Source organism: Bradyrhizobium sp. 138 (assembly GCF_023074075.1).
GTDB lineage: Bacteria > Pseudomonadota > Alphaproteobacteria > Rhizobiales > Xanthobacteraceae > Bradyrhizobium.
On record NZ_JADPKT010000022.1, the window covers coordinates 90,835 to 102,806 of the forward strand.

At 64.4% G+C, this 11,972-nt stretch carries 10 protein-coding genes and 1 tRNA gene; all 11 read right to left on the minus strand.

What is annotated here, in order from left to right; genetic code table 11:
• Positions 1-83: 83 nt before the first annotated feature.
• The 11 genes from IVA79_RS12110 to IVA79_RS12160 all read right to left on the minus strand — a co-directional run bounded on the left by IVA79_RS12110 (position 84) and on the right by IVA79_RS12160 (position 11,970).
• Positions 84-2,960 carry a valine--tRNA ligase gene (locus IVA79_RS12110; protein WP_247553144.1) on the minus strand — a complete coding sequence of 959 codons (2,877 nt, stop codon included), beginning with the start codon at positions 2,958-2,960 and terminating at the stop codon, positions 84-86.
• Between the two features lie 129 nt (positions 2,961-3,089).
• Positions 3,090-3,848, minus strand: coding sequence for a DUF2497 domain-containing protein (locus IVA79_RS12115; RefSeq protein ID WP_247553145.1), 759 nt, complete (start codon positions 3,846-3,848; stop codon positions 3,090-3,092).
• A gap of 304 nt (positions 3,849-4,152) precedes the next feature.
• Entirely contained in the window at positions 4,153-5,538 is a 1,386-nt protein-coding gene (locus IVA79_RS12120) for a TolC family outer membrane protein (RefSeq protein ID WP_247553746.1), read from the minus strand.
• 203 nt (positions 5,539-5,741) lie between these two features.
• Positions 5,742-6,404 carry a protein-L-isoaspartate O-methyltransferase gene (locus tag IVA79_RS12125; protein ID WP_247553747.1) on the minus strand — a complete coding sequence of 221 codons (663 nt, stop codon included), beginning with the start codon at positions 6,402-6,404 and terminating at the stop codon, positions 5,742-5,744.
• Between the two features lie 136 nt (positions 6,405-6,540).
• Positions 6,541-6,720, minus strand: coding sequence for a hypothetical protein (locus tag IVA79_RS12130; RefSeq protein ID WP_247553147.1), 180 nt, complete (start codon positions 6,718-6,720; stop codon positions 6,541-6,543).
• A 215-nt stretch (positions 6,721-6,935) separates the two neighbouring features.
• Positions 6,936-7,010 (minus strand) — tRNA-Asn (locus IVA79_RS12135).
• Between the two features lie 136 nt (positions 7,011-7,146).
• On the minus strand, positions 7,147-7,506 hold the full coding sequence (locus IVA79_RS12140; RefSeq protein WP_247553149.1) for a hypothetical protein: 360 nt from the start codon (positions 7,504-7,506) through the stop codon (positions 7,147-7,149).
• Positions 7,507-7,713: 207 nt separating this feature from the next.
• The gene (locus IVA79_RS12145) at positions 7,714-9,408 is read right to left on the minus strand and encodes a flotillin domain-containing protein (protein WP_247553151.1); all 1,695 of its coding nucleotides are present in this window, start codon (positions 9,406-9,408) and stop codon (positions 7,714-7,716) included.
• Positions 9,409-9,431: 23 nt separating this feature from the next.
• The gene (locus IVA79_RS12150; RefSeq protein WP_247553153.1) at positions 9,432-10,091 is read right to left on the minus strand and encodes an OB-fold-containig protein; all 660 of its coding nucleotides are present in this window, start codon (positions 10,089-10,091) and stop codon (positions 9,432-9,434) included.
• A gap of 10 nt (positions 10,092-10,101) precedes the next feature.
• Entirely contained in the window at positions 10,102-11,265 is a 1,164-nt protein-coding gene (locus IVA79_RS12155; RefSeq protein WP_247553154.1) for a PspA/IM30 family protein, read from the minus strand.
• Positions 11,266-11,586: 321 nt separating this feature from the next.
• On the minus strand, positions 11,587-11,970 hold the full coding sequence (locus IVA79_RS12160; protein ID WP_247553155.1) for a RidA family protein: 384 nt from the start codon (positions 11,968-11,970) through the stop codon (positions 11,587-11,589).
• Between the last annotated feature and the right edge of the window lie 2 nt (positions 11,971-11,972).

The following is an 11,972-nucleotide window of genomic DNA, read 5'->3' on the forward strand; positions in this document are numbered from 1 at the left end:
CGATGGAATCGGAACGGGCTCCGGATTCTTGTTTTGACGCGTTTTCTTTGCGCGAACCGGTATCCACTTCGCTCGAAAACGCTTTAGGACGCCTGCTTCAGCCGCTCCATGGCTTCGAGCAGCTTGGCCTTGCGTGCCAGCGCGGCCTCGCGCTTTTCGCGCTCCTCCTCGACGACCTCCTCGGCCGCGTTGGCGACGAATTTCTCGTTCGCCAGCTTGGACTCGGCGCGCTTGATGTCGGCGTCGGCCTTGCCGATCTCCTTGTCGAGACGCGTGCGCTCGGCGGCAACATCGATCACGCCCTTGAGCGGCAGCGCGGCCACCTCGCCGCGCACCAGCAGCTGGACCGCACCGTCGGGCGCGCGGTCGGCGAAGGAGATGTCCGACAGCCGGGCCATGCGCTTGATGACGTCGGTCCAGCGCGGGGCGCGCTCCCTCGTTTCAGTCGAGGCGCCCGCAAGCACCAGCGCCGTCAGCGTCGCCGGCGGGATGTTCATCTCGGCGCGCACCGAACGGATCTGCGTGACGAGGTCAATCACCCAGCCGATCTCGGCTTCGGCCTTGGGATCGGTGAAGTCGGCATGGTCGAAGATCGGCAGCACCCAGGCCGGCGAGACGAGCGGATCGGTCGCCCCCGTCGTCGCAGCGAGCATCGCAAGCTGCTCCGGCGTCGGCTCTGCCCGCTTCAGCGGCCATTGCGCCAATGCCAGCAGACCGTCGCGCTTGGCCGTGACCTCCCACAGCTCTTCGGTGATGAAGGGCATGAAGGGGTGCAGCAGCTTGAGGATCTCGTCGCGCGCCCATGCGACCATGGCGCGGGTCTCGTCCTTGGCGGGACTGTCCGGACCAAGCAGCACGGGCTTGGCGAGCTCGACATACCAGTCGCAATAGACGTTCCAGACGAAGCGATAGATCGCCCCTGCCGCGTCGTTGAAGCGATAGGCTTCGATCGCCTCGGTCACCTCGCGCGCGGTATGCGCGCTTTCGTGCGCGATCCAGCGGTTCAGCGTCTCCTTCGCTTTCGCCGGCTCGAAACCATCGGGCACGGCGCAGTGGTTCATTTCCGCAAAGCGGGACGCATTCCAGAGCTTGGTCGCGAAATTGCGATAGCCCTCGACGCGGCTGGTGGCGAGCTTGATGTCGCGCCCCTGCGCCGCCATCGCGGCCAGCGTGAAGCGCAGCGCATCCGCACCGTATTCGTCGATCAGGTTGAGCGGATCGATGACGTTGCCCTTCGACTTCGACATCTTGGCGCCCTTCTCGTCGCGGACCAGGGCGTGGATGTAGATGGTCGAGAACGGCACCTCCTTCATGAAGTGCAGGCCCATCATCATCATGCGGGCGACCCAGAAGAAGATGATGTCGAAGCCGGTCACCAGCGCGTTGGTCGGATAGTAGCGCTGCACCTCGGGGTCGTCTTCGGGCCAGCCGAGCGTCGAGAACGGCCACAGCGCCGAGGAGAACCAGGTGTCGAGCACGTCCTCATCGCGGGTGATGAAGCCTTCGCGCTTGTTGCGGTCGAGCGCCATCTCGCGGCCCTGCTCGACCGTGATGACTTCCTGCTCGACGTAATAGCCGAGCGCGTGGCTGACGGCCTCCTCCTCGGTCTCGGCGACGAACACCTTGCCGTCAGGGCCGTACCAGGCCGGAATCTGATGACCCCACCAGAGCTGGCGCGAGATGCACCAGGGCTGGATGTTCTCCATCCATTCGAAATAGGTCTTTTCCCAGTTCTTCGGCACGAACGAGGTTTCACCCGACCGCACCGCTGCGATCGCGGGCTTTGCGAGTGTCTTCGCATCGACGTACCACTGGTCAGTCAGGTACGGCTCGATCACGCTGTTCGAGCGATCGCCATGCGGCACCATGTAGGTGTGCAGCTCGATCCGCTCGATGAAGCCGAAGGATTCCAGCCGCTCGACGATGCGCTTGCGCGCGACGAAGCGGTCGACCTTGTGGAATTCCTCGGCGAATTGCCCGGCGCCTTCCGGCAATTCGCGCAGATAGTCCTCGTTGTCGACGAGATCGAGACAGCCTTCCCTGTCGATCACGCTGATCCGGCGCAGGCCGTGGCGGTTGCCGACCTCGAAGTCGTTGAAGTCGTGCGCCGGCGTTATCTTCACCGCGCCCGAGCCCTTCTCCGGATCGGAATAGTCGTCGGCAACGATCGCAATCTTGCGGCCGACCAAGGGCAGGATCACGTTCTTGCCGACCAGCTTCTGATAGCGCTCATCCTCGGGATGCACGGCAACGCCGGTATCGCCGAGCATGGTCTCGGGGCGCGTGGTGGCAACGACGATGAAGCTCGAGGGATCCTCGGGATTGAACGTCTTGCCCTCGATCGGGTAGCGCAGATACCAGAGATGGCCCTTCACCTCGGTCTGCTGCACCTCGAGATCGGAGATCGCGGTCAAGAGCTTGGTGTCCCAGTTCACCAGCCGCTTGTCCTTGTAGATCAGCCCTTCGCGGTGCAGTTCGACGAACACCTTGACGACGGCTTTCGACAGGCCCTCGTCCATGGTGAAGCGCTCGCGCGACCAGTCGCAGGAGGCGCCCAGCCGCTTGAGCTGGTTGGTGATGGTGTCGCCGCTCTCGGCTTTCCACTGCCAGACCCGCTCCAGGAATTTCTCGCGGCCCATCTCGCGGCGGCCGGGCTGCTGTCGTTCCATCAGTTGCCGCTCGACCACCATCTGGGTCGCGATGCCGGCATGGTCGGTGCCCGGCTGCCACAGCACGTCGCGGCCGCGCATGCGCTCGAACCGGCACAGGATGTCCTGCAGCGTGTTGTTGAGGGCATGGCCCATATGCAGCGAGCCCGTCACATTCGGCGGCGGGATCACGATGGTAAACGGCACGGCGTCGCGGCGGTCGGGGCGGCCGGCCTTGAAGGCAAGGCTGTCCTCCCACACCACGGACATGCGGGCTTCGATATCGGCGGGCTGGTAATTTTTCTCGATCATGGGGCTGCTAGAAAGCCGCGTGTGCGGATCAAGTCAACGGGAAGCTCAGCGGCAAAGGGCGTTCCGGCCCGGTCTGCAGGCCGAATATGCCACAGGAGCAGGGCTATATCGGGGCCGAACCGGCCCGTCTCAACGGCCGCCGCGCGAGACCCGTTCGATTTCGGCCTTCACGATGCGTTCAACCAGGCCCGGCAAATTGTCGTCGAGCCAGGATTTCAGCATCGGGCGCAGCATCTCCTTGACCAGATCCTCCAGCGTCCGTGCATTGCTGCTGAGCACCGTATGGGCCAGGGAGTTGAAGGCGGATTCGACCGCCGAGACCGTCGATTGCGCGAGCATGGGCTGCTGCGGCGGGGCATCGAAGTCCACCGGCGCGTAGGACGGTGGCGGCGTCGGACGCGGCGGAGGCGATTCGGCGAATTCGAGATCGTCGCGCGGCTCGACCTTGCGAAAGCTCGGTGGCGGCGGAGGCGGCGTCGGATCCATCGCCATCTCGTCGGTCAATTCGAGCACATCGGGTTCAGGCTCAGGCTCAGGCTCGGGCGCGCGGACCTCAGGCGCAGGCGTGGCTGCATCGAGCCCCGCCAGCAGCGCGTCGATGTCGTCCTGGCTGTTTGGCGATGCATCCGCCGCAGGTGGCGGGGCCGGTGCCGGCTTTGCGGCCGGGGCTGGAGCGGGCTTCTCGGCGGCCGGCTTGGCCGGTGCGACCTTGGATGGCGGAATGTCGTTCATCGCCTGCGGCTTGGGCGGCGCGGCCGGTGCCGCGGCTTTCTCGGGCTTGGCGGTCTCGGCCGGCGGCGGCTTGGCCTCATCGTCGGCAATGATGCGCCGGATCGAGGCCAGAATCTCCTCCATCGAGGGTTCTGTGACCTTTGCAGGCTGCGTCATCTCCGACTCCACATCATCAACGCCCTCGCATGCGTTGTTTTACACCAAGCACGACGGGATTGGCCGGTTCCGGACGGGTGGCCCGTCATTTTCGTCGCGGCGGCCCGACTTGTCCCCAGATCACGGCTCAACGTGTAGCGGTGCGCCCCTGCCCCCGACACTCAAGCTTTACGCATACGGCGACAACGCGGGGCGAATCGACCCGCATTGTCTTGACAAGGCTATGTCAGGGATTTTGACGATTGCAAGCAAAGCACCGATCGGCATCGGCTATTCGCGAGGCCGACCGGATGACGACGGGGAATCAGCGCCCGTCAGGCGTGCGCACGCCGGCCCAGCTGTCGCGGACCTGGTGGTAGTGAACGCTGGGATCATAAACCGTGGTCGAAAGGCCGAGGACTTGCGGCGCCAAACGGCCGACGGCAGCAAGGACGTTATAGGATGCAACGACCCGGTCGTGCTGCGCGGTCACCAGCGCCACGCGCGCGTTGACCAGCGCCTGCTGCGCGTTGAGCACGTCGAGGGTGGTACGCTGACCGGCCTTGGCTTCTTCGCGCACGCCGTTCAGCGCGATCTCGGATGCCGTCACCTGCGCCTGCGCGGACTGCACCTGCGCCTTGCCGGCCTGCAACGAACCCCACCATTGCACAACGGTCGCACGGGTCTGGTCCCGCGTCGTTTCGAGGTTGAGACGTTGCTGCGCCAGGTTTTCCTTGGACTGGCGGATCAGCGCATATTCGCCACCGCCCTGATAAATCGGCACCGAGACCTGCGCGATCGCCGATGCGGTGAACGAGCGCATCTGAATCAAGGACTGTTCGTTGGCCTGCTGGGCCGATGCCTGGATCGTAACCGTCGGCAGCAGAGCGCCTTCGGCGACCTTGACCTGCAAGAAATTGACGTCGATGCCGAACATTGCGGCCGTGACATTGGGATGCTCGACGAGGCCGAGCTCGACTGCGGCAGCGAGCGTCGCGGGCAGGTAACGGTCGACCGGCGAGCCGGGCGCCAAGTTCGTCGGTTCGTTGCCGATGATGCGGCGGAAGTTCGCGCGCGTCGTGGTGAGATTTGCTTCCGCGGTAAGAGCCTGCGTCCTGCCGGCCGCCAGCTGCGCTTCCGATTGCGCAACGTCGGTGCGCGTCACCTCGCCGACGTTGAAACGATCACGGGTCTGCTTGAGCGTCTGTTCGAGCACCCGCACGTTGCTGCGCTGGACTTCGAGCGTAGCCGAGTCGCGCAGATAATCCATATAGGTCGTGGCGGCCTGGAGCAGGACGCTTTGATCGAGGCTGCGCAGCGCTTCACGCGAGCCGGACACCTGACTCTCCGCGGCGCGCGTCCGGTTAGCAGTCTGGTTGCCGTTGTAGAGTGTCTGCGAAGCGGTAATTCCAGCGCTGCGAGGTAACCGGTCTCCGTGGATTGAGTTGGTCCCCGGGCCGCTCTGCAAATCCTGATATTGATAACCGCCGCTCGCCGTCAGCGAAACCTTGGGACGATATCCGGACAGCGCCTGTGGCACGTTTTCGTCAGTCGAGCGCACCTGGGCACGCTGTGCGTTGAGCTGCGGATTGTTCTGATAGGCGCGCACCAGCGCAGACTCGATCGTATCCGCCAAGGCAGGCGTCGGCCCGGCAAGTGCCAGCAACAGGACCGAAACCGCAGCTCCGGTGAAGAGCTTCACCCCATACATCCCAAAAATTCCGTTCATTCTAACGTCCGGCTCGTGCCCACGAGCTGGGTACCGTCTACGAGTGGAGTCGTTGCCCCGCCGCAACATAGGACGCGGTCAAGCGCGACGGAACCACCTGAGAGTAGTTCTCGGTGGAAACTCTTCACGTGCAGCATCCCGGCCACACTTCTGATTCAGAACGGGATTTTATGAGCCTTGCGCCGTCAGAAGACGAAAGCGGCAGCCCGTTCCAGCCCGGGAAGGACCGGAGCCGCGGCATCGAACAGGGTTCGACGGCCGAATTCACCGTGAATATGGGTCACGATCATGGCCCGCGGCGGGTGGGATTCGGCGGACACGCCCACCAGACGCCCGCCCTCCTTCAGCTGCTCGAGCAGCGCCGCCGGCGTCACCTCGGCCGCGCCGTTGAGGATAATCACGTCATAGGGGGCGGCGGAAGCATCGCCTTCGGTGCAGGCTGCCGCCTTGCAGGTCACATTGGCGAGCCCCAGCGCAGCGAGGGTATCCTTGGCCTTCGCGGCCAGAGCCGAATCGCACTCCGTTGCGGTGACCTGGCGCGCCAGCTTGGCCGTCAGCGCGGCGAGGTATCCCGTGGCGCAGCCGACCACCAGCACGTTGTCACCCTCGCCGATTTCGGCGGCCTGAAGCAGCTTGCCGGTCAGCTGCGGCTTGATCAGGAAGCGCTTGGCTGCGCCCTCGCTGACGTCGAGGTCGAGATCGAGATAGGCCAGCGCCTGCCGGTCGGCCGGCACGAAGGCTTCGCGCGGAACCATGAGCATGGCATCGAGAATACGACGGTCGGTGACGTCATTGGTGCGCACCTGGCCATCGACCATTTTGAGGCGCGCGGTCGAGAAACCGGACATTTGCGGACCCTGCAATGCGGCGATGCCGCGGACGAAAATTCGCGGCATCTTTGAAGCATGCACGGCCAAAACGCAACACGGCCGTTCGCCGGCAGGGCTAAGGCTTCCGCATCTTACCTGCGGGGGTCGGAACAGATTATTCGATCGCCACCGCGAGGCGGCCGATCAGAGCGGCGACCTCGTCGAGCCGCGTCGAATCGGGTGTCTCGACCGCGCGCGCCAGACAGGCGAGACATTCATCGTCGCTGAGCTCGGGAAGGTCGGCCGGCAGAATCGAGGGGGCCATATGAGAGCGGTCGACCTGGATGTCTGGCATGGGAATCAGCTCCGTAAAAATCCGGCTGCTCTCGAAGCTCGATTTCAATTGAGTCGATTTGGGGCCGCCCGCATGGCACGATGGCGCCCATGCACACATCTGCTTGAATGCGATTCCCGAGCCCGGATCGCGGACGCGCCGTTCAGGAGCCAAGGCAACAAGATCAAGCATCGCGCGAGGGCGCGGCTACAACTCGTTGAATTTGCGGTACAATTTGGCTCCCCGGGCTGGATTCGAACCAGCGACCATCCGATTAACAGTCGGATGCTCTACCGCTGAGCTACCGAGGAAAAGGCGAACCAGTCGTTCGCGCGCGGCTGCGTATAACAAAGCCGCTTGCGCTTGCAAAGACGAATTCGTCATCATCCGCAACGTGCCCGGAGGAAGGGCCGAGCGGCCCCTCCTCTGGGCGATGTCAGCCGGCCGTTATTCCGCGAGGAACGAGGTGGTCTTGGTGCCGGGGTCGTAGCGCAGCCGAAGCGCGGTCATCTTGCAGAGATTGACGTTCTTCCACAGCACGGCCTCGTCGTAGCTCTGCCAGTCGACGCGGATGTTCCAGACACAGCCCTCGTCGAACTCGACATAGGTGCTGGCCTGGTTCTGCAAAACCTTTTCGAGCTCGTTGTCCCATTCGTCCAGGCCATCATCCGGCGCGTTGAAGCCCAGGAACTTGATGGCATAGCCGGTCTCGTTGACGACCGTGACGTTGCGGGCGTCAGCCGCGAATGACGGCATGGCGGCGATCGAAAGACCGATCGCGATCAATCCAGACAGAAAATACTTCACGTGGAAATCCTCCGATCGAAACAGGCCTCAGCGCCCGGCGTCGATCGGCACAGGCGCCGCGGCAACAAAATGCGTTGCCTCGAAACACGTCCGGAGCGCGATCGAAAGGTTCAGGACACGATCGATCTGCACTCCGGGACGTTGCGCGACGCGAGACGCGCACAGCCTGTTTATCGTTTCGAATTCTCCGCAGCAATGAACGGGCATTCATAGATCGGCGGTGTTTGTCTTCTCCGGCACAGGCACGGGCACGGCGGCGCCGTTGCTCTTCCCGGTCACGGCGCCGACCAGCGCCTGCACGGGATCATCGCCCGGCGCAAAGCCGCTCTGGCGCAGGATCTCGTCGATCATCGGACGCAGCGCGTGCACTTTGAGCAGCTCGCCGGCGAGCCCTTCGCCGAAGCCGACATTGCCTCCGCCGACGCCGTTGCCGCCGAACGCGCCGCCGGTGTGCAGGATACGGACGTCCTTGAGATTGGCGATGGGCTTGACCATCTCGGCCAGCGCCGACGGCATCGTCTCGATCCGCTTCTTGGCGATCTCGAAGTCGATGACGTTGCTGCCGAGCTTGTTCTGCGCCTCGTTCTTCATGGTGATGACGGCGGCCTCGGCCTCACCGATGTTGCGGACGCCGACGGCCTTGATCTTGTTGGACTCGGCCTCCGCGGTGGCCAGCGTCTTGACGGCCTCGGCGCGATCGAGCGAGGCCTTCTTCTCGGCCTCGGCCGCAACGATCAGCTCGGTCGATTTGCGTTCGGCCTCGGTGCGCGCAGCCAGCACCTGGGTAAGACGGGCACGATCGGCGACCTCGACCGCGCGCGCGGTGACGACCTTTTCCTCCGCGGAGACGGCGAGCGCTTCGGCGGTCTTGGCTTCGGTCACGGCTTCCGAGGTCTGCTTGCTCTTGGCCGCGATCTGGATCTCGTTTTCCTGCGTGGCGATCTGGATCTCGCGCTGGGCGTCGGTCTTGCGCTTGTTGATCGCCAGATCCGACTCGATCACCGCGGTTTCCTTGACCTGCTTGGCGCCGGCCTCCTTCTCGGCAACGGCTCGGTCGGTATCGATTCGGGCATTTTCCTCGGTGAGGCGCGCGGTCTGCGTGGCGGTCGCGACCTCGGCCCGGGTGCTCGCGGTCTTGTTGGCGATGTCGCGCTCCTGGGAGAGCTCGGCCTCCTTCTTGGTTCGCTCGATGCCGAGCGTTTGCTGGCGCGCCTCGAGGTCCTTTTGCGCAATCGCCACCTCGTTGTCGCGCACGATGGCGTTGCGGTCACGCCGCCGGGTCTCGGTGACGGTCTTGAGCTGAGTCAGACCTTCGGCGTCGAAGAAGTTTTCCGGGTTGAAGAACTTGACGTCGGTCTGGTCCAGCTTGGTCAGCGAGACCGACTCCAGTTCGAGCCCGTTCGATTTGACGTCAGACTCGACTGTCGCCTGCACGTGTTTGACGAAGTCCGAGCGCTTCTCCTGGAGCTCGAGGATGCTCATGGTCGCCGCCACCGAGCGCAGGCCGTCGACGAATTTCGCCTCGACCTGGTTGCGCAGCGCTTCGGCGTCGTTGGTCAGCGCGCCCAGCGTCTGGCTCGCAAGCGCGATACTCTCATCGTCGGGGCGGACGCGCACGTAGAACTCGGCGACGATGTCGACGCGCAGGCGGTCCTTGGTGATCAGGGATTCCCGCTCCTTGCGCTCGACGGTGAGCCGCAGCGTCTTCAGATTGACGCTGGCATAGGAGTGAAAGATCGGCAGGATCATGGCGCCGCCGTCGAGCACGACCTTCTTGCCGCCGAGCCCGGTGCGCACGAAGGCTTCGTCACGCGTGGCGCGTTTGTAGAGGATGGTGAAGACGATCCCGAGGACGACGATCAGCGCGACGCCGATCATGGCCGGGACTGCGATGTCGAACATGACTTTCTCCAATGAATGACTTGCTAACTGCTTAGAGGTGGCTTGGACGGTTTGAGTTCATCGTCGGCCTTCACCGCGACGAAGCGGGTGCCGTCGCGATCGACCAGCAGGACCATGGTTCCCTGCGGCAGGGGTGATGACGACGGCGCGGCGACCGCCCAGACGAAGTGGCGGTTGCCGTGGATATCGGCGACGCTGACGCGGCCGGGTGGCCCCTGGTCGAGCGGCCCGATGACGACCTCACCGATGCGGCCGACGAGATCGCCGAGGGCGACAGCGTAGCTTTCATCCCTGGGGATGACCCGTGCGATGGCCCGGCTGGCCGCGCGGACCAGCGGAACCGACACCACGACGGCCCCGACCGAGGCGACCGTCGCCGGCAAGGGACCGGCCACCATCCGCGCGAGGTCCTGAATCAGGAAGCCGGTGATGGAGAAGGCGCCGAGCAGCAGCAGCAGGAAGATCAAGAGCGGCACGCCGCCGACATTGATCCAGGAGATGGCGTTGATCACGCCATTGTCGCTGGGATGAGCGAAGTCGATGTTGGTGCCGAGCATCTCGCTCAAGGAGGCCCCGACCAGCATCGAGACCACCTCGATCGAGCCGACGATGAGGATCATGGCCGCCGCGATGGCGAACGGCCTGACCTCCGGCGACATGACGTGTTCGAGCAGAGCGCTCATGGCACGGCACTCAGGATCGTGACTTCAGCCGCGCCAGCCTCGCCGCAATTTCCTTGTCGCGATGAAGCGTGCTGAGCTCGTCGATGTCGCTCGAATACGGGATGCCCGGCGGCACGCCCGTGGCCCGCGCCACCGCCCTGCCCGCCCGCAACGCCTTCGCCGCCGCAGAGCTGCCGCCCTGTTTGCGGGGCGACGTCGAGGCCTGATGGCTTGCGGCCGCCTCACTCTTTTCGAGATCGGCGCGGCGCTGCTCGGCGTCCTGGAGCGCCGACAACACGGCACGCAGCGAGGTGACGCATTGCTCGATCTTCTCGTTGTTCTCGTCGATGGCGCGGGAGAGCACCTCGAACTGCGCCTCCATATCCATCTGCCGCGCGATGCCGGCGCGGGCGAGGTCGTCGCGCCCGTCGGTGATCGCCCCTTCGATCTTGGGCGCGAGATCGGCCATCTCGCGTTCGATCTCGGTACGGCGCGCATTGAGGCGGTATTCCTCGGCACGGGCTGCGGCGAGCGCATCGCGCGCCTCGCTCTCGGCGCGCTCGATCTCGCGGATGGCCTGGCCGACAACCTTGAGCTTGTTCTTGCCTTCCGCCTGCTCGATCGCGTCATAGGCGATCCCGGCGATCAGGCGCCCGACCCGGGACAGGAAATTGTCGGGGGCGGCAGCGATGGTATCCATAGCGTTCTCCTCCTCTGGCAGGATGTTCGGCGTGACGCCGTAGTGAACTTCGAAACCGTCATCGGTGCGGATCAGGCGTGCGGGCACGCTTTGCCCCCAGCCCTCGGCATAGCCGGCATAGTCGAACGGCACGCTGAAGCGCCCTTGCACGGTCGCAATCGAAATGGTGGCCGGGCCCTTGATCTTGGCGAGCTTGTCGTCGAGCGGCAGACGACGGCCCTGCGCCGCGCGATATTCGGCGCGGTCCCGCAGGCCCAGCGTCACCAGGCGCGACGGCAGCGCGGTCTGTTTGCGGATCGGGTCATAGGCGTGGGCATGCAGCAGCACGACGTTGGAACCGACATTGTGGCTCCGCGCGATCTCATCGAGGATCTCCATCATGCGGTCATAGGCCCTGAACGTCGCCTCCAGCGCGGCCTTTGCGGCCGGGTCAGGGGCAAGCCTGTAACGCAGCGCGGACGGCGCGTTTCGGGGCAGTTGGCTCATGGAAAGCACTAAAGCACCATTTTAGTGCTTTAGGAAGAGGAGATGCGATCACGTTCCGCTGATCCCTGTGCACTTTATCCATTAGTCGCTGTGGTCCGGGCGGGCGTTCAAGCCGGCCAATCACCCCTAGATCACAGCCAATCAAGACTTCTTGCACGCGCGGGTTGCAATTTGAGACGAAATGCAGGGAGCGTTCGGCAACGACGTGTGCCGCGCTTTCGGCCCTCGTGTCCCGGCTAAGCTGCAATATCAGAGCGCGGTGGATTACGCCCAGCGTCGCGCTGCGCGCGCAGCTGCAGGTCTAATCCACTCCTCAGGCTCCACGGACTCTCATGGCCGCCGGCACACCAGATCGATCTCGATCAGCGCATCGTAGGCAAGGCCGGTGACGCCAATGCAGGTGCGAGCGGGCAACCGATCCGGCGCGAAGAACGTGCGGTAGGTCTCGTTCATCGCGCCGTAGTCCTGCTTGAAGCGGGTCAGATACACGCGCGTCATCACGACATGCTCGAGGCCGAGATCGAGGCCGGCAAGCACCACCTTCAAGTTCTCCATCACCGCGCGGGTCTGCGCGACGATGCCCTCGGGCAAGACGCCCGGCGCTTGCGGTGCATCCGGCATCTGGCCGGTGACGAAGACGAAGCCGTCGGTCTCCACCGCGTGGCTGAACGGCGCGACCGGCTTCGGTCCGCCGCTGATCATGTGGAATTTCACTT